The organism is Methylophilus sp. 14 (genome assembly GCF_015354345.1).
Lineage (GTDB): Bacteria > Pseudomonadota > Gammaproteobacteria > Burkholderiales > Methylophilaceae > Methylophilus.
Window position 1 is genome coordinate 92,628 of record NZ_JADKYS010000004.1, and the last position, 18,614, is coordinate 111,241.

At 52.5% G+C, this 18,614-nt stretch carries 17 protein-coding genes and 1 tRNA gene; 11 read left to right on the forward strand and 7 right to left on the reverse strand.

What is annotated here, in order from left to right:
- Positions 1–36 precede the first annotated feature (36 nt).
- The 9 genes from INP78_RS11275 to INP78_RS11315 all read left to right on the forward strand — a co-directional run bounded on the left by INP78_RS11275 (position 37) and on the right by INP78_RS11315 (position 7,814).
- Positions 37–110, forward strand: a tRNA-Gly gene (locus INP78_RS11275).
- An 11-nt stretch (positions 111–121) separates the two neighbouring features.
- Positions 122–979 carry a hydroxymethylpyrimidine/phosphomethylpyrimidine kinase gene (locus INP78_RS11280; protein WP_194742298.1) on the forward strand — a complete coding sequence of 286 codons (858 nt, stop codon included), beginning with the start codon at positions 122–124 and terminating at the stop codon, positions 977–979.
- Entirely contained in the window at positions 963–1,589 is a 627-nt protein-coding gene (gene thiE, locus INP78_RS11285; RefSeq protein WP_194742299.1) for a thiamine phosphate synthase, read from the forward strand. The genes INP78_RS11280 and thiE overlap by 17 nt, the downstream gene beginning before the upstream one ends.
- Positions 1,590–1,659: 70 nt before the next feature.
- Positions 1,660–3,030, forward strand: coding sequence for a UDP-N-acetylmuramate:L-alanyl-gamma-D-glutamyl-meso-diaminopimelate ligase (mpl, locus tag INP78_RS11290; RefSeq protein WP_194742300.1), 1,371 nt, complete (start codon positions 1,660–1,662; stop codon positions 3,028–3,030).
- A 15-nt stretch (positions 3,031–3,045) separates the two neighbouring features.
- Positions 3,046–4,002: a TonB family protein gene (locus INP78_RS11295; RefSeq protein WP_194742384.1), complete on the forward strand. Its 957-nt coding sequence runs from the start codon at positions 3,046–3,048 to the stop codon at positions 4,000–4,002.
- Between the two features lie 38 nt (positions 4,003–4,040).
- The gene (locus tag INP78_RS11300; protein WP_228522841.1) at positions 4,041–4,355 is read left to right on the forward strand and encodes a ferredoxin; all 315 of its coding nucleotides are present in this window, start codon (positions 4,041–4,043) and stop codon (positions 4,353–4,355) included.
- 12 nt (positions 4,356–4,367) lie between these two features.
- Positions 4,368–5,621, forward strand: coding sequence for a biosynthetic peptidoglycan transglycosylase (locus INP78_RS11305; RefSeq protein ID WP_194742301.1), 1,254 nt, complete (start codon positions 4,368–4,370; stop codon positions 5,619–5,621).
- Between the two features lie 45 nt (positions 5,622–5,666).
- Complete coding sequence (locus INP78_RS11310; RefSeq protein WP_194742302.1) at positions 5,667–6,758, forward strand: rRNA pseudouridine synthase; 1,092 nt, start codon at positions 5,667–5,669, stop codon at positions 6,756–6,758.
- Between the two features lie 666 nt (positions 6,759–7,424).
- Entirely contained in the window at positions 7,425–7,814 is a 390-nt protein-coding gene (locus INP78_RS11315; protein ID WP_194742303.1) for a YidB family protein, read from the forward strand.
- 42 nt (positions 7,815–7,856) lie between these two features.
- Here INP78_RS11315 and pyrE read toward each other — a convergent pair whose 3' ends face one another.
- A complete protein-coding gene (gene pyrE, locus INP78_RS11320; RefSeq protein WP_194742304.1) occupies positions 7,857–8,504 on the reverse strand; it encodes an orotate phosphoribosyltransferase in 648 nt (215 codons plus the stop codon).
- A gap of 26 nt (positions 8,505–8,530) precedes the next feature.
- On the opposite strand from pyrE, the gene INP78_RS11325 reads away from it, so the two are divergent.
- A complete protein-coding gene (locus INP78_RS11325; protein WP_194742305.1) occupies positions 8,531–9,304 on the forward strand; it encodes an exodeoxyribonuclease III in 774 nt (257 codons plus the stop codon).
- 734 nt (positions 9,305–10,038) lie between these two features.
- Here INP78_RS11325 and INP78_RS11330 read toward each other — a convergent pair.
- From INP78_RS11330 to INP78_RS11340, 3 genes are all read right to left on the reverse strand, one after another.
- A complete protein-coding gene (locus tag INP78_RS11330) occupies positions 10,039–11,283 on the reverse strand; it encodes an AmpG family muropeptide MFS transporter (protein ID WP_194742306.1) in 1,245 nt (414 codons plus the stop codon).
- A 185-nt stretch (positions 11,284–11,468) separates the two neighbouring features.
- Positions 11,469–11,789, reverse strand: coding sequence for a c-type cytochrome (locus tag INP78_RS11335; RefSeq protein WP_194742307.1), 321 nt, complete (start codon positions 11,787–11,789; stop codon positions 11,469–11,471).
- 13 nt (positions 11,790–11,802) lie between these two features.
- Positions 11,803–13,671: a methanol/ethanol family PQQ-dependent dehydrogenase gene (locus INP78_RS11340; protein WP_194742308.1), complete on the reverse strand. Its 1,869-nt coding sequence runs from the start codon at positions 13,669–13,671 to the stop codon at positions 11,803–11,805.
- A gap of 268 nt (positions 13,672–13,939) precedes the next feature.
- On the opposite strand from INP78_RS11340, the gene INP78_RS11345 reads away from it, so the two are divergent.
- A complete protein-coding gene (locus INP78_RS11345) occupies positions 13,940–15,835 on the forward strand; it encodes a sigma-54-dependent Fis family transcriptional regulator (RefSeq protein WP_228522842.1) in 1,896 nt (631 codons plus the stop codon).
- Positions 15,836–15,903: 68 nt separating this feature from the next.
- Here INP78_RS11345 and INP78_RS11350 read toward each other — a convergent pair whose 3' ends face one another.
- The 3 genes from INP78_RS11350 to INP78_RS11360 all read right to left on the reverse strand — a co-directional run bounded on the left by INP78_RS11350 (position 15,904) and on the right by INP78_RS11360 (position 18,605).
- Positions 15,904–16,590, reverse strand: coding sequence for a PEP-CTERM sorting domain-containing protein (locus INP78_RS11350; protein WP_194742309.1), 687 nt, complete (start codon positions 16,588–16,590; stop codon positions 15,904–15,906).
- A gap of 282 nt (positions 16,591–16,872) precedes the next feature.
- Positions 16,873–17,481, reverse strand: coding sequence for a methionine biosynthesis protein MetW (gene metW / locus INP78_RS11355; RefSeq protein WP_194742310.1), 609 nt, complete (start codon positions 17,479–17,481; stop codon positions 16,873–16,875).
- Positions 17,478–18,605, reverse strand: coding sequence for a homoserine O-acetyltransferase (locus INP78_RS11360; protein ID WP_194742311.1), 1,128 nt, complete (start codon positions 18,603–18,605; stop codon positions 17,478–17,480). Before INP78_RS11360 ends, metW begins: the two co-directional genes overlap by 4 nt.
- Positions 18,606–18,614: the final 9 nt, after the last annotated feature.

Genomic DNA, 18,614 nt, shown 5'->3' on the forward strand with positions numbered 1-18,614 from the left:
CGACCAGACAGCAAGTAAAATAGCGGTCATTCGTTCGCGGCTGTAGTTCAATGGTAGAACGCCAGCTTCCCAAGCTTGATACGCGGGTTCGATTCCCGTCAGCCGCTCCAAAGGAATTTTCATGGCCAATACTCCTCCCACCGTTTTAACATTTGCCGCGACAGACCCGAGCAGTGGTGCCGGTGTGCAGGCGGATATCATGGCGCTTGCCAGTATTGGCTGTTACCCGCTGTCTGTGATTACCGGCATTACGGTGCAAGATACTGTAGGCGTGGAAAGCGTGATGCCACTGGATGCAGACTGGATCAATGACCAGGCACGTGCGATCCTGGAAGACGTGTCTGTCAGTGCCTTTAAATTGGGCCTGTTAGGCAGCGTGGAAAACGTGGCGGTGATTGCCGAAATCGTCGCAGATTACCCGGATGTGCCGTTAATCATTGATCCTATCCTTGCTTCTGGCCGTGGTGATGAGCTGTCTAATGAAGAAATGCAGGCCGCTATGTGCGAACTGCTGTTTCCGCAAGCCACATTGATCACTCCTAACAGCTTGGAAGCACGCCGCCTGGCTTATTACGACGAGAGTGATGAAGTTAAACACAGCTCGCTCGAAGAGTGTGCGTTGCGTTTGCTGGGCATGGGCACCGAGTATGTGATGATCACTGGCACGCATGAGCGCTCACTGGATGTGGTCAACAGTTTATATGGTGTGCAAAACGAGATTCCGGGGCTGATTAAAGATTACCACTGGGAGCGCCTGCCGGGCAGTTATCATGGTTCCGGCTGCACCTTGACCAGTGCGATTACCGCTTGCCTGGCGCACGGCTTGACCATGGAAGAAGCTGTGCATGAAGCGCAGGAATTTACCTGGCAGACCTTGCGTCATGCGTTCCGCCCTGGCATGGGGCAATTTATTCCTGACCGGTTCTTCTGGGCGCGCGAGTCAGACGTGCAGGAAAAAGCGAGTGAACTGCAGCATTAGTGGCTTATATCTGGTGACGCCAGATTGCGATGACACCGGGCTTCTTTGCGCACAAGTGTCACAGGCATTACAAGGTGGCGTATCGGTGGTGCAATACCGGCATAAAACGGCCAGTGACACTTTGCGTTTAGAGCAGGCGACTGCCCTGCTCGCACTTTGCCGCCAATTCAATGTTCCATTGTTGATTAATGACCATGTGGCGTTGGCTGCGGCCTTGGATGCGGATGGTGTACATGTCGGCCAGCATGATAGTGCGATTACTGCAGCGCGCGAGATGCTGGGCGCACAGAAAATCATCGGTGCCTCTTGCTATAACCGCTTTGAACTGGCCGAACAGGCGCAGGCTGCCGGTGCGAGTTATGTGGCTTTTGGCGCTTGTTACCCTTCTTCTACCAAGCCCAATGCGCCTAGCGCCGCCGCTGCATTGTTTACCCAAGCCAAACAGTCATTGTCCGTGCCCGTCGTCGGCATTGGCGGCATTACACTGGATAACGCCCGACCCTTGGTGCAGGCAGGTGCCGATGCACTGGCGGTGATTACCGATATTTTCCAGTCTGCGGATCTTGCTGCCCGCTGCCGCCAGTACCAGCCATTATTTGCCAAAAATTGAGCGCTAATCGCTACCGCTTTACCAGACGTTGTTTGGTAAAATGCATGCATTCATTGTCCTGGTAAAATTTATGCACATTCACATCCTTGGTATTTGTGGCACTTTTATGGGCGGCATCGCCGTGCTGGCCAAGGCCGCCGGTCATCGTGTCACCGGGTGTGATGCCAATGTTTACCCGCCCATGAGCACACAGCTCGAAGCGCAAGGCATTGAGTTGATTGAGGGTTTTGACCCTGCCCAAACCAGCCTGAATCCCGATATTTATGTGATTGGTAACGTGGTTACACGTGGTAATCCGCTGATGGAAGAAATCCTCAACCAGGGATTACCTTATATTTCTGGTCCACAATGGCTGGCCGAGAACGTGTTGCAAGGTAAGTGGGTACTGGCTGTGGCAGGTACGCATGGCAAGACGACCACCTCTTCCATGCTGGCCTGGGTACTCGAATATGCAGGCTTGGCACCTGGTTTCCTCATTGGCGGCGTGCCAGAAAACTTCGGCGTGTCTGCCCGTTTGCCACAAACGCCTAAACAAGACCAGAAATCGGTTTCCCCGTTTTTTGTCATAGAGGCCGATGAGTACGATACCGCTTTCTTCGACAAGCGTTCCAAGTTCGTGCATTACCGCCCACGCACGGCGGTGTTGAATAACCTTGAATTTGATCACGCTGATATTTTTGAAGACCTGCCCGCGATCGAGAAACAGTTTCATCACTTGGTACGCACCGTGCCGCAACAAGGCCTGGTCGTGGCTAACCAGCAGGACAGCCTGGACCGCGTGATTGCGCGTGGTTGCTGGAGTGCATTGGAACGCATAGACAGCGCCAGTGGCTGGCAAGTACAGAATGTTGATGCACAAGGTCGTTTTGATGTGTATTTAAACGGTGAGCGTCAGGGCAATGTGAGCTGGGACTTGCTGGGTGAGCATAACCGCAGCAACGCATTAGCGGTCATTGCCGCCGCACGTCATGTCGGCGTTGCCCCCTGTATCGCGATTGAGGCACTGGGTGAGTTTAAAAATGTGAAGCGCCGTATGGAAGTCAAAGGCGTGGCTAATGAAGTCACCGTCTATGATGACTTTGCGCATCACCCGACGGCGATTGCCACCACGGTGGCCGGTTTGCGTGCCAAAGTGGGCAAGGCCCGCATTCTGGCTGTGCTAGAGCCACGTTCCAACACCATGAAATTGGGCGTGATGAAAGACGCACTGCCTGATAGTCTGCGTGATGCGGATGCTGTATTTTGCTATGCCAATAATTTAGGCTGGGATGCTGCCGCTGCCTTAGCCCCTATCCAGCAAAAAGCGCAAACCTATGATGATTTGGACCAGTTGGTGTCTGCGGTGACCGCCATGGCACAACCAGGCGATCATGTGCTGGTGATGAGTAATGGCGGCTTTGGTGGCGTACACCAAAAATTGTTGCAGGCCTTGCAGGGATAGTTGGACAAGCGCCGCATGGGTTTACCGGAGAGTTTCCGCAAACGCTCACCACTGGTGTGGGCGTTGTGGTTTTCGCTACTGGCACATGTGGTCGTGCTGACGCTACATTTTCAACCGGAACTCAAAGCTTTTAAAGACCAGATTCCTTCATTAGAAGTGATGCTGGTGAATAGCAAAACGCAAAGTGCACCTGAAAAAGCCGATGCGCTGGCGCAAGCCAATCTGGACCGCGGCGGCAATACCGATGAAAAGCGGCAGATGAAGAGCCCGTTGCCCAGTGTGCAGCAAATGCAGGCGTCCATGCCGCATGCCGCACAGGCGACGCTTCCATCAGCCACGACTGCGAGCAGCCCGCACGAGACCGAGCTGGTGCGTGAAAAGCAGCGTGTGGCGCAATTGGAACAAGAAGCGCAAGCGCTGCTCACACAGCTAAAAGCCAGCCAGGCCGTGACTAGTTTGCAGACGCCGCCCTTGTCACAGCCGCATCCGGCCAACAGGCAGCAGCCACCCTCACCGCATGTGCCGGTGCAAGCGCAGCCGCAAACAGCCGCCATGCAAGAGATGGCCAAACTGGAAGCCCTGATTGCCAAGCAGCAAGAAGAGTACGAAATGCGGCCCAAGCGCCAGTTTGTCGGCGCGCGCACGAGGGAATACCGTTTTGCCAATTATGTCGAGCAATGGCGGCAAAAAATAGAGCGCGTCGGTAACCTGAATTATCCACAAGCCGCGATGACACAAAAGCTCTACGGCAAACTGCAAATGACCGTTTCGGTGAAAGCCGATGGTAGTATAGAAAGTATTCGTATCCACCAGAGCTCCGGGCACAGGCTATTGGATGAATCTGCACGCCGCATCGTCCAACTGGCTGCCCCCTTTCCGGTTTTTCCGGAAGATATCCGCCAGGATACCGATGTACTGAGCATTACGCGTACCTGGACCTTTACCAGAGATGATCAACTCTCCACCGAATAAGCGTTGCATCCGGTGCGAGGTTTTACAAGGCAATCGTTATGACTACAAGTCACTTTCAATACCACGTATTTTTCTGTCTTAACCAGCGCGAAAATGGCGAAGACTGCTGCATGAACAGAGGCGCCGAAGCCGCGTTTGACTACATGAAAAAGAAAGTCAAACAACAAGGCCTGGCCGGTGCTGGCAAAGTGCGTATCAACCGTGCCGGTTGCCTGGACCGCTGCGGCGAAGGGCCCGTGATGGTGATTTATCCGGATGCCGTGTGGTACACCTTTGTCGATGAAAGCGACATTGATGACATCATTGAAAACCATCTGCAACAGGGCAAGGTGGTGGAGCGTTTGCTGGTTTAAGGTGATGCCACAATGCTGAAAAAATGGTGCCAACGCCTCATCATTAGCCTGTCGATTGCCAGCTTGCTGGCAGTCCTCGGCGTGGCGGCCTGGATTTGGCAACCCTATGACAAAACTGCCTGGCGGGTGAAATTGCCCATAGGCAGCGGTATACAGGTACGTGTATTGCCCATGCTGATGCTGGCCACCTCCCCTGCCGGTCGCTGGTTACTCGATCAAAAAGGCTTCAGCCTGCATCATGGCGATATCCGGCTGTATGATGCCGATGGTTTGCGCGTACATTGCCAGCATTGCTGGCTGGAGGCGAAGTCTGTCAGTGATAAACCCCTCATGCTGGACGCGGTGGAGTTGTGGTTAAAACTCGACGGCCAGCAGTTAAGTGGGCATTTATTAGCGGATGCGGCCAACCAGCCATTCAAAATCGATTTTGAAGGCAAAGCGACCATGCGCTCATTGAAGCTGAACTGGACGCTGCCAGCGACGCCGCTGGCCAGTTTGCTACATCCCTTACGCGCACATTCAAGTGCCATTTCGCAAGCGACGGTCTCTGGTTTTCTGGCCGCCACCGGGACCTTGCGCTGGCCCAGGCAAAGTTGGAGTGTGCAACCGCAGCTAACGCAATTGCAAGTAAGCGGCTTGGACTTGAGCAAGGTCACCACTGCGTCTGTGCAATATGATTGCCCGCTGCTGGACGAGCAAAAACATCCGGAAAAAGTGCATTGGCTCAGCTACGATAAAATGGGCCGCTGGTTACCGATGGCGACGATTATTGCTGAAGATGCCGAGTTCAGGCATCACCCGGGCTATGCCATCACACAAATGCAGCAACTACTCGGCAAGGAAAGCACTGACAAGGCCGTGGGGGGCAGCACCATTACCCAGCAAGTGGTGAAGTATATGTTCACCAATGGTGAGCGTACCTGGAAGCGTAAAATAGAAGAATTACTGTATGCCGTACAGCTGGAAAATACGCTGGATAAAACACAAATTCTCAACCTGTATTTAAATACGGTCGACTGGGGGCCGAGTTTGTGTGGCGCACATGCGGCTGCAAACTATTACTTTGGACTCTCCCCTGCGCAGATGAATCCGATTCAAGCTGCGTGGCTGGCAGGCATCATCAAAAATCCGCACCGTGCCTGGAAGCAGCAGTTTATGGCCAAAAAACCAGAATTAGCGCGCGCCGAAAGCATTTTGCGCTATATGCCAGAGAGTGCGCGCAAGCAACCTGGTAGCCTGAATTTTCGTGCGTCAGCAGCCAAATAAATTACAATAGCACCTTATTCATCTTTCATTAGTGAGACGACTGTTTTGTCTACGCTCAAACTCAATAAATCCCCCGCCACCACTGATCAAGCGCGCCAGAAAACTGTTAGGCGCATGTCACCAGAGTTGCGTGATCGTACTAAACCACCTGCTAAAAAAGAGGTACGTGCAGAGGTGCAAGCAGACGCAGGCACGCAAGTGCTAGCACCCCGCAAAGACAAAGTATTTAAAGATAAAGAACCGCGCAAATCGACTGGCAAGCCAGCACATGCAGGCGGACGCCCACCCGCAAACAGATCAGGCGCAGGCCGTAGCGAAAAGCCGCGTGATAAAGATCGCCCATATGCTGCGAAAACAACTGACCGCCCACCCGCTCGCAGACCAGCCCCCACCGAGGCAGACGCTGACTTGCAACCGCGCTTATCTAAAGTCATGGCAGACCGTGGCCTGTGCTCGCGCCGTGAAGCCGATGACTGGATTGTTAACGGCTGGGTCAAGGTCAATGGTGAAATCATCGAAACCTTAGGCACGCGTATAGATCCCGATGCCGAGATTATCATCAGTACCTATGCCAAAGAGCATCAGGCCGAAACGGTGACCATTCTGCTGCACAAGCCTGTCGGTTACGTCAGCGGTCAGGCAGAGGATGGTTATGAGCCAGCAGTGGTGCTGTTCAATCCCGACAATCAATGGTCAGAAGACAGCAGTGGCATTGAGTTCAAGCGCGGTCATTTGCGTGGCCTGGCCCCGGCTGGCCGATTGGATATCGATTCCACCGGTTTACTCGTGCTCACGCAGGATGGCCGTGTGGCACGTAAACTGATTGGTGATGATTCGAATGTAGAAAAAGAATATCTGGTGCGGGTCGAAGGCCAACTGAGCAATAATGGCCTGGCGTTATTAAATCACGGCCTCAGCTTGGATGGCGTTCAGCTAAGGCCCGCCAAAGTGTCATGGCAGAATGAAGACCAATTGCGATTTGTGTTGCGTGAAGGCCGCAAACGGCAGATTCGTCGTATGTGTGAGTTAGTCGGGTTGCATGTGGTTGGATTGAAGCGGATTCGGATTGGAAGTATCAATTTGGGTAAGTTACCGCCGGGGCAATGGCGGTATTTAGGTGCACACGAGCGGTTTTGATGGGATTTTAGGGGTAGCTTGGGAAGATTGTTCTTTGGAATTGTTGTTGGGTGTTTGGGGCATTCTTTTTTCGCCTCTTGGCGAGTTACTTTTCTTTGCTTGCCCAAAGAATAAGTAACCAAAAGAAATGCACCCCAGCTTCCGCTGGATTCCTGTGCTACTCGGCTTGCCGGGCGGCAATCAAAAACTCGCTCCTACGGAGCTCAAACAGTTGCTTGCCGACAACTCCCGCCAACCCTGCGTTGCTCGGCGCGGCAGATGGGGACCCCGAACACCATGCGACCGCAATCATTGGCGAATTGAAGAAAGAAAAAAGAATCTGGTTTTTGAGCCGTCCAAATTCCGACGAGGTTAGTTTGGCGAGAAGAATCCCATTCCATCACGCTGAGTAGCGGAGACAAAATAAGAGTAGAGGGAGCGACTGTGTGAGCTCCGCGGCAGCTTGCGTAGTGTGCAAGCTGCTAGGGCGAGTTTCGTGACCGGCTTATGCCTAAGTCCAGCAAAGCATCGGACGAAAGTCCTAAGCTGAGCAACGCAAGGGAGCCTTTAGGCCGTGATGGCTGGGTGTCGTCCTCTTTGGTTACTTTCTGGGGGACAAGCACCAGAAAGTGACTCGCCGAGAGGCGAAAAAGTAAGATTCAATATAATGATTATTTAGGAGCCATAATGGGATTATTCGATAGCGTCGCTGGTGCCATGATGAACAAAGTCATGGGTGATAAAGGCCCTTTGGCGAAACTGGCCATGGAGTTGTTTCAGCAATACGGCGGTTTGCCGGGTATTTTGCAAGCGCTCAAAAATGGCGGTTTGACCGAGCAGGTGGATTCCTGGGTGGGCACGGGCGCTAACCTGAATGTCAACGCGCAGCAAATTGGTGCCGCATTAGGTAGCTCTGTACTGGCCGGGCTTGCGGGTAAGCTGAATATGAGTACCGACGAACTGACGAATAAAATTGCCGAGCATTTGCCAGATGTCGTGAATCAATTGACGCCGAATGGTGCGGTGGAAAATAATCCCGCACTGATCATGTCGCGCTTAATGGGTATGCTGAAATAAATAAAGCGAGCATTTGCTCGCTTTATTGTTTGGCTCACTGTCTTATCGTACGCAATATTGCGCGCGATAGGCTTCAATCGCCGGGAAGTATTGCGCCAATTGATCATTCCCTTGCAGATACGTGAACAAATCAGCTAGTTTGGCAATGCTCACGACTGGCATCTGGTTGGTTTGCTCCACTTCTTGCACCGCGGACAATTCGACCAAGCCCTTTTCCTGGCGATCCAAGGCAATGCTGACGGCACAAGGAATTGCACCCGCGTGGCGGATCAACTCTACAGATTCGCGGATAGAGGTGCCTGCCGAAATCACGTCATCAATAATCAGCACACGGCCTTTGAGCGCGGCGCCGACCAATGTGCCGCCCTCACCGTGGTCTTTGGCTTCTTTGCGGTTGTAGGCATAAGGGTAATTTTTACCCATGCGCGCAAAGGCAATGCTGATGGCCGTGACCAGCGGAATACCTTTATAAGCGGGCCCAAACAGCATGTCGAATTGCAGGCCAGACTGTAGAATGCTGTTGGCGTAGAATTCGCCCAGTTTGAGCATGCTTTCGCCATCATCAAACAGGCCAGCGTTAAAAAAATAAGGGCTTAAGCGCCCGGCTTTGGTTTTAAATTCACCAAAGCGCAACACCTGTTTCTGGATGGAAAAAGCAATAAAATCGGCACTGAGTGTGTTGGCAGTCATTTTTAAAAGCAGAAAGTATTTAAACAATGCGTATTATAACCTTGAACCTCAATGGCATACGGTCGGCCTGTAACAAAGGCTTTTTGCCGTGGTTGGCCAATAGTGGTGGCGATATTGTGTGCTTGCAGGAGCTCAAAGCACAGGCCGCAGACATGCAGCCCGAGATGCTAGAACCACCTGGTTACCACGGCTATTTTCACTATGCCGAGAAAAAAGGCTATAGCGGCGTTGGCATTTATAGCAAGCAGCCTGCAGATAAGGTCATTATCGGGCTTGGCCATGCGCATATTGACGCTGAAGGCCGTTATCTGGAGTGTCAGTACGGCAACCTGAGCGTGGTGTCTTTATATCTGCCCAGTGGTTCCAGCGGCGAAGAGCGTCAGCAATTTAAATTCCAAGTCATGGATTTATTCTTACCGCATTTGGAACAGCTCATTGCTTCTGGCCGTGAAGTCGTCATTTGTGGCGACTGGAATATCGCGCACCAGGAGATAGACCTCAAAAACTTTAAAGGCAACCGCAAGAACTCTGGCTTTTTGCCAGAAGAGCGTGCCTGGATGACTGATGTGCTGGGGCGTGTGGGCTGGGTGGATACTTATCGTGGACTCTATCCAGATACCACCGATGAATGCTACACATGGTGGAGTAACCGCGGTCAGGCGTGGGCTAAGAATGTGGGTTGGCGGATTGATTACCAACTGGCGACGCCAGCCTTAGGCGCAAAAGTGGTGGCGGCAAGTGTATATAAGGCGGAACGGTTTAGTGATCATGCACCGTTGACGGTGGATTATGCGGATTGATTAAAGAAGGGCATTCTTTTTACTTTTCACACTTGCTTGATTCCGGCGTTGGCCGAAATCAAGGCGTGTTGAGATAGCAATAAAAGGTTGTTCTTTAGATTGGTCGTTGTAGGGTGGGCATTCATGCCCACGCGGGTTTTGTGGTTGTTTGTGAGATTTCTTTTCGCTTTTTCAGCGAGTTACTTTTCTTTGCTTGCCCAAAGAATAAGTAACCAAAAGAAATGCACCCCAGCTTCCGCTTGTTTCCTGTGCTACTCGGCTTGTCGGGCGTCAATCAAAAACTCGTCCTGACAAGCCACACAGAACGTGGCTTGTTGCGGGACTCAAACAGTTGATTGCCGACAACTCCCGCCAACCCTGCGTTGCTCGGCGCGTCAGATGGGGACCCCGAACACCATGCGACTGCAACCCTTAGCGAGTTGAAGAAAAAAAGAATTTGGTTTTTAACCGCTCCAACTTTCACGCTGCTACTTAAATGAGAAGAATCCCATTCCATCACGCTGAGTAGCGGAGACGAAGTGGGGGTAGTCGGCCATCGTCTGTTCGAGTTCCGCGGTGGCTTGCGGGGTGTGCAAGCCGCTAGGGCGAGTTTCGATGGATGCCCACTTTGTTGAGCAACGCAAGGGAGCCGAAGGCCGTGATGGCTGGGTGCCCTCTTTTTGGTTACTTTTTTGGGGCAAGCAAAAAAAGTAACTCGCCAACAAGGCGAAAAAGTGTCCTATAAAATACTACTATTAACGCTCTCGCCAAGGCGCCACCCTAAATAACAGCAACATCCCCGGAATCGCCAGCACCGTACACACATAAAAAAACTGCTCCCACCCCAAGCTCTCCACCATCCCGCCCGTGAGGGCATTGAACACGGACCGTGGTACGGCTGACAAACTGGTAAACAAGGCGAGTTGCGTGGCGGTATACGCCGGGTTGGTTTCGCGCGCCATGTAGGCGACGTAGGCGGCGGTGCCTAAGCCAACGCCAAAGGCTTCGAAGCCGATGACGAATGCGAGCATACTGCGTTCAGCAGCACCTATCTCTGTAAACGGTCCGCTATCGGCCAGCCAGGCAAAGCCGAGAATAGATAAGGCCTGCACCACACCGAATACCCACAAGCCACGATTGATGCCGAGTTTGAGCATCCACAAGCCGCCAACAAAGGCGCCGACAATTTGCATGACGAGGCCGCTGCCTTTGGCGATGGCACCGATATCGGTTTTGCTGAAGCCCATGTCGATATAAAACGGGGTGGCGAGTGCGGTGGCCATGCTGTCGCCGAGTTTGTATAGCAGGATAAACAGTAATATCCACAGCACGTGCTGCCAGCCGCTGCGTTGCATGAATTCTTTGAATGGCTCTACGACCGAAGCCAGCAGGGTTTTGGGTGTGCTGACAATGGCAGGTTCTTGTGACCACAGGGTAAAGCCGATGCCGGGCAGCATAAACAGGCCGACGATCAAGAACACTTGTGACCATGGCAGGTGATCGGCGAGGATGAGCGCCAGCGAGCCTGGGACCAGCCCGGCGATGCGGTAGGCGTTGACGTGGATGCTGTTGCCCAGGCCGAGCTCTTCATCACTTAAAATTTCGCGACGGTAGGCGTCAATGACGATGTCCTGACTGGCAGAAAACAGGGCGACCAGGGTGGCAAGGACGGCGACCATGGTGATGTCTTGTTGTGGTTGGAACATACCCAGGCTGATGATGCTGGCAAGCAAGGCCAGTTGTGTGGCTAATATCCAGCTACGACGGCGTCCGAGTGCTTGTAGCAGGCTGTATCTGTCCATCAGCGGTGCCCATAAAAACTTCCAGGTGTAGGGCAGCTGCATAAAGGCAAAAGCGGCGATGGTTTTGAGGTTGAGACCTTCACTGCGTAGCCAGGCGGGCAAGAGTTGCAGTAGCAGGTAAAGTGGCAGGCCGGAACTAAAGCCGAGTGCCACACACATGAGCATGCGGCGCGTAAACAGGGTTTGTGTGATGGTCATGCCCGCATTGTAAACGCTTTTGTCGGGCGGCTAATCGCAAGGCAAAAAAAAGCCAACCCTGACGGGTTGGCAACACTCGGAGATCAATGGTAAAGCGTTGGAAATGCAGAGTCAGTGGAGGCGTCGTTGCAAGCATGGCAGCCATATTCCAGCGCTACCACTGACTCTTTATTTCACAGGGGGAACTACAAACTCAATACCCACTGGACGATGGTTTTGATATCGTCGTCCTTCACTTGTGGGCTGTTAGGTGGCATAGGCATCTCGCCCCATGCACCGCTACCGCCAGTTTTAACTTTCTGAATTAACTTGGCTTCTGCGGTTTTGTCACCTTTGTATTTGGCAGCCACTTCTTTATAGGCTGGGCCAATCACTTTTTTATCTACGCCGTGGCACAGCAAGCAGCCGCTTTTTTGTGCCAGAGCTTCGGCGCCGCTGCCTGCGATGGCTGACGCGGTCATCGCCAGCAAGGCGGTGGCCAGCAAGGTTTTGTTGAATAATTGCATCAGATTTCCTTTCTTATAAGCTGAATACGTTCATGCCACCGCCACCAGGTGCGGCGTTGTATTTGGTCAGCTCTTTGTAACCACCCGCTGCCCCCAAACCGTCGGTATCGTTGGTCAGGCCCAGGTTCATCGCAACACCAGCCCAGCCACCAATGCCAGACAATACGCCTACGTATTGCTTGCCTTTGTGGCCGTAGGTGATCATGTTGCCGACCACGCCGGAACCGACCTGGAATTTCCACAGTTCTTTACCGGTTTTGGCATCCAGGGCTTTTACCCAACGGTCCAGCGTGCCGTAGAACACCAGGTCAGAGGCCGTGACCAATGCGCCGCCCCAGGCAGAGAATTTCTCTTTGTTGTACCACTGTGCTTTGCCTTTGAGGCCATCCCAGGCCATAAAGCCACCCATTACGCCATCCGGGCCTGCAAACATGGTCAGCGTCGCGCCTACCCATGGTTGGCCAGCCACATACTTGGACTCAACAGGCTCATAAGTCATGCACACGTGGTTAAGCGGCACATAGAAGGTTTTGTTTTTTGGTGAGTAAGCCGCTGGCTGCTCGTCTTTCACACCCAATGCAGAAGGACACACGCCTTTGGCGTTGTAATCCTGGTGCGTGGAGTACTTAGGATCTTTGACCGGAATCCCTGTTTTCAGGTCAATCTTGGTTGCCCAGTTAACAAACGGATGCATTTTTTCTGCCACTAGCAAGGTGCCGTTAGTGCGGTCAAAAGTGTAGCCAAAGCCGTTACGGTCAAAGTGTGACGCCAGTTGTTTGCCATTGGCTTCCCATAAGATGATCTCGTTCATGCCGTCGTAATCCCACTCGTCATGCGGTGTCATCTGGTAAGCCCAGCGTGCCATGCCTGTATCGAGGTCGCGGGCAAAAATTGTCATCGACCATTTGTTATCGCCAGGACGTACGTCCGGGTTCCAGGTGCCTGGGTTACCAGTGCCGTAGTACATCAGGTTCAATTTAGGATCGTATGAGTACCAGCCCCAGGTTGGGCCACCACCGTTTTGCCAGCCGTCTTTCTGCTGCTGCGGTTTCAACCAGGTGCGTACACCCAGGTTGGCCTCAGGGTATTTCAGCTGAGACTTGTCCAGCGGCTTGAAAGCCCCGCCCATTTTGTTACCGCCATTGACGTCCTCGTAGACAGACAATGCGCTGTAATGCGGGTTTTCTTTATTAAAGTCTGCGCCAATCAGCATTTCGCTATCAGGGCCGGTGCTATAGGCTTTCCATGCCAGGCTGCCATCTTTGAGGTTGTAGGCTGAAATATGGCAACGCACGCCGAACTCACCACCAGAACAGCCGGTAATGATTTTGTCTTTAAACACGTGTGGTACGTTGGTGTTGGCCGCGCCCATTTTCGGGTCGTTGACCTTCACGTCCCACAACTTGGCGCCGGTTTTGGCATCCAAAGCCACCAGCACGCCATTATTCTGTTGCAGGAAAATCTTGCCGTCGCCGTAGCCCAAACCTTTGTTTACGTTGTCACAGCACAACACAGACTGCACGTCCGGGTCTTGTTTAGGAAAATAAGACCACTGGATTTTCTGGTTGTCGTTCAGGTCCAGCGCATAGACGTTGTTCGGGAACGCGGTGTGGATATACATGGTATTGCCAATCACCAGTGGCGCGCCTTCGTGGCCGCGGTTCACGCCGGTGGCAAATGTCCATGCCAGTTTTAATTGTTTGACGTTGCTTTTGTTGATTTGTGACAAACGGCTGTAACCCTGGTTTGCGTAGTCTTTACGCGCCATCGGCCACTGGTTGTCGTCTTTCATCATGGCGTCCAGTTCGGCATTTGCCAATACGCTGGTGCTCACGCTGGCTAGCATCATTGCAGTGATGGCGAGCTTGATACGTTGTTGCATAAATAACCTCCAAAATGGTTGCGGTGAAGCTGAAATGTGTGGTGTTGCAAGCGTCGACAAAGGCTTCTCTTGTGACGGTGTGTGCAATGATTGCAACGCGCGTGCCAATCCACAGTTTCATTTTGGAAAAAGTAAAAAATAGATTAAAATCAATCGCTTAATGATGTATGAAAACAGGCGTAAAATCAGGCCGCGTGGCGGCGACTGTTCACGACTGTGTCATACTGATACAGTTGTTCAATGCAATGTGACAGGTGTGCAGTGTTAAATGCCCAATAAATATTCCCCGCCCGCTTCTCAAGTGCCGCAGCCTGGTATGCGCGACGATCAGCGTGCCATTGCTGAGGCGATTGCACGTTCATGGCGGCGTTGCATGGTCAAAGGTGTGGACGAGCAGGCGCCAGCCGAAGACCAGATTATGACGGCGCAGGAACTGGCGCAGCGACTGGAAAAAAACCGTTTATTGCTGACGCATGCCGAGCCGGAAATGCTCACACTCAGCGAGCAAATTGCCCATACGCGCAGCCTGGTGATTCTGACTGACAGCGAAGGTGTGATCCTGCGCACGCGCGGTGAAGGCGTCGAAGAAAACCAGATTCGTGCTTCATTGTTGCCTGGCGCCTCATGGAGCGAAGAACACCGTGGTACCAACGCCATTGGGACTGCGCTGGTCGAGCGCCTGCCAATCAGCGTGCAAGGTGCCGAGCACTTTATGGCTTACCACCATTCATTAAGCTGCTCTGCCGTGCCTATATTTGCGGCTAACAATCACCTGGTCGCCACGCTGGATGTATCTAATGACTTAAATGCGCCGCAACAACACACACTTGCCCTGGTCAAAATGGCCGCGCAAATGGTGGAAAATCGTTTGTTCCATGCCACGGCCGAGGGTGAGATCGGCGTGCATTTTCATGTGCGGCCAGAGTTTATTGGCACCTTGTGGGAAGGTGTGGCCTTGTTTGATGCGCAAGGCCAGTTGCAGGCAATTAACCGCAGCGGCCAGTTCCAGTTTGGCCTGCCGTTAGATCAAGACGTGTTATCCGCCCGCCGCATCCCGTTTGAAGATATTTTTGATGAGTCGTGGCTGGCATTCAAACAGCGTGGATTGTCGTCTGATGTCTTGTTCCCCTTGCGTTTGCGCAATGGCGCGCGCCTGTTTGCGCGTGCTTCCAGTCTGCAGGTGCCCGGCATTGCCAGCAGGCCAGTGCAGTCTGTGCCTCGTGAGTCAGCGGCCAGCCTTGAGTTGTTGGATAGTGGCGACCCGCAATTAAAATTAGCCATCAGCCAGGTGAAGCAAGTGCTTAACCGTGATATCCCAGTGTTGATCCTGGGTGAAACCGGCGCCGGTAAAGAATTATTTTCACGAGCGATTCATGATGCCAGTGCACGTCGGGCACAGCCGTTTATTGCGGTCAATTGTGCAGCGTTGCCGGAAGGATTGATTGAAGCTGAATTGTTCGGCTATGAAGAAGGGGCGTATACCGGCGCCAAGCGCAAAGGCAATGTCGGCAAAATCCAGCAAGCGGATGGCGGCACCTTGTTTCTGGATGAAATCGGCGATATGCCGTTGTCGTTGCAGGCCAGGTTGCTGCGTGTGTTGCAGGAGCGTAGCGTGACGCCATTAGGTTCCAGCAAATCCATTCCGGTGAATTTTATATTGCTGAGCGCGACCAACCAGAAGCTCAAGGATAAAGTGGCTGCGGGCGAGTTCCGCAGTGATTTGTATTACCGCATCAATGGCCTGACCGTGCAGTTGCCTGCCTTGCGTCAGCGTCAGGATATGTCGCGCCTGATTCAGATGATTCTGCAAATCGAGCAGGCGCCACAAGCCACGCTGAGTGATGAGGTGCTGGCCGTGTTTGCCGCGCATCCATGGCCAGGCAACGTGCGCCAATTGCATAATGTGTTGCGCACGGCGGTGGCGCTGGCGGATGGCGGCGTGATCGAGCGGCAACATCTGACGCACGACTTTTTGGATGAAATGGCGGTAGAGGCTGAGCGTGACCCCGTGCTGCAACCCGTATTGACCTTGAAGGCGCAGTCCGATGAAGCGATTCGGCTGGCGATGCAACAGCAGGCGGGGAATGTCTCTGCTGTGGCACGCCAGTTAGGCATGAGCAGAAATACGCTGTATCGTCGTTTGAAAGCGTTGAATTTGAATTAGCGTGTTTAACAAATAAAAAGCCCCGGCGACCCCCGGGGCTTTTTTTCATGGCGTTATTGTTGAGCGTATTATTTGCTGCGACGACGTGCCACAGCACCCATCACACCCAGGCCCAGCAGCATCATGGCATAGCTGTCAGCTTCTGGTACTGAGGATACGGCCGCGACCTGATCCACCTGGAAAGCCAGGGCTTGTGAGAAGCCTGCGCTGAAATTCAAGGTGTAAGAAGTGATTGGCGTAGAAACACCGCTCAAATCCCAGGAGTAGTAGTAATAGTCATCCACCGTGCCGGTATTCACAAAGTTGACCAGGGTGCCTGCAATGGCTTGGCTACCACCGTTATAGCTCAGGGTGATGGTGTAGGCTTCACCACCGAATGACGCATTGAAGTCATTGACGATGCCCTGAAATGCCAGGGAGCTGATGTTGCTTGCAACGGTATTGTCAGTGAATGTCAGGTTGCCATCACCATATAAACCAAAACCAGCGGGGTAGTAGCTGCCAGACACCTGGGTCAGCAATGCGTCGCCGGAACCTGCCACGTTACCTGCGGTGCCTGCGGCCAATTGGGCGGCTGTTAATGGGTTAGCGGCGCCAGTGTCATCAACGCGGTTACGGTTCAGCTGGTTCCAGCCATCAAACGAGACTGAGTCAGCCACATCGATAAAGCTGCTGTAAGTCGTGTTGGCTTGTGCCAGGCTGGTGATTGCAAACAGGCTTGCACCGATAGCGATGCTTAAATATTGAGCTTTCATTTTACTAACTTCCTTTTGAGTAATTATTAATGACTGGCGTCTTTAATTCGCGCCAGAGTCTTTTAACTGGCTGCGTTACTCACAAACGTCTTACCATGTATTCTTATTTAATTGATAATAAGAATGATTATCATTATTGATAAATAATAGATGGAAGTCAATATATCTGTTATTTTTAATGGGTAGTTTTTGTGAGGGCTAGGGCAGCATGTGAGATGCGCCCTATGGTTGGGAGGTGACATTCACCAGCTAGTGTAGGCGGCGAATAAGCTGTGGCGCCGATCAGGCGCTATATTTTCTTAGGCGATACATCGCCAGATTGCCCATCAGGTTAGGCAATAAGTGCACATCCTGGCCGCCGGTAATTACTTTGCGTTCAATGACCTGAATCTGGTGCTGCACGCAAAAATCGTCAAAATCATTGATGGTGCACAAGTGTACGTTGGGTGTGTCATACCACTGGTAAGGCAGGCTTTTAGACACTGGCATGGTGCCGAAGGTAATCTGCATGCGGTTACGCCAGTAGCCAAAATTAGGGAAGGTGACAATCACTTCGCGGCCCACGCGCAGCATCTCTTGCACGATGCTTTCGGTGTTGTGCATGGCTTGTAAGGTTTGCGACAAAATGACGGTATCAAACGACTGGTCTTCAAAGCCAGACAGGCCTTCTTCGAGGTTCATTTGAATCACATCGACGCCATTTTTTAATGCCGCCAGCCAGTTGGCGTCATCTTTCTCGATGCCGTAGCCAGTGGTTTCCAGGGTTTCATGCAAATGCGTCAGCAACGTGCCGTCACCACAACCCAAGTCAAGGACTTTGGCTTTTGTTTGCACCCAGTTTGTAATTAATGCAAAATCTGGGCGAATATTTGTAATTTTCGCATTTGTCATACTTTAATCTGCTCCAGATATGCGCGCATGATGTCGTGGTAATACGGATCTGGCATCAAAAATGCGTCATGGCCGTGGTCTGAGGTGACCTCGGCATATTTCACCGGCAAGGCATTATCGAGCAAGGCTTTGACAATCTCACGCGAGCGCGCAGGTGAAAAGCGCCAGTCGGTGGTGAATGAAATCACCACAAATTTTGCCTGGGCACGGCTCAATGCTTTGCTTAAATTACCCTCGTAATCCAGCGCCGGGTCAAAGTAATCCAGCGCCCGTGTCATGCGTAAATAGGTGTTGGCATCAAACTCGCCGGCAAACTTGTCGCCCTGGTAGCGCAAATAAGATTCCATTTCAAATTCGACATCAAAACTGTATTTGACATCGCCATGACGCAGCTTGCGGCCAAATTTTTCACCCATCACGTCGTCAGACAAATAGGTGATGTGGCCTAGCATGCGCGCAATGCGCAAACCACGACGCGGTACCGTACCGTGGTTGTAATAATCACCGTCAAAAAACTCTGGGTCGGTAATAATGGCTTGGCGCGCCACTTCGTTAAACGCCATGTTTTGCGCAGTTAAATTAGGCGCAGAGGCAATCACAAAGGCATGGCGCACACGTTCAGGGTAAACGATGTTCCAGTGCAGCGCCTGCATGCCACCGAGGCTGCCACCAATCACGGCGGCCAGTTGATCAATGCCCAGATAGTCGAGTAAGCGGGCTTGTGATTCTACCCAGTCTTCAACAGTGACTACCGGGAAAGTTGCGCTATAAGGCTTGTCGGTCAGTGGGTCGACACTGGAAGGTCCGCTACTGCCATGACAGCCGCCAAGGTTATTCAAGCCAATGACAAAAAACTTATTGGTGTCTAACGGTTTGCCAGGGCCAATCAGGTTATCCCACCAGCCAGGGTATTTGTCGTCTGCCGAGTAGCGGCCTGCGACGTGATGGTTGCCTGAGAGGGCGTGACAGATCAGCACGGCATTGGTTTTGGCCGCGTTGAGTTCACCATAGGTTTCATAGGTCAGGTGGTATTGTGGCAACACGGCGCCGCTTTTCAGGGTGAGCGGCTGGGTGAAATGCGCGACCTGCGCTTTGACGATACCAACAGAGTTCGATTCAGACATGCTGCAATT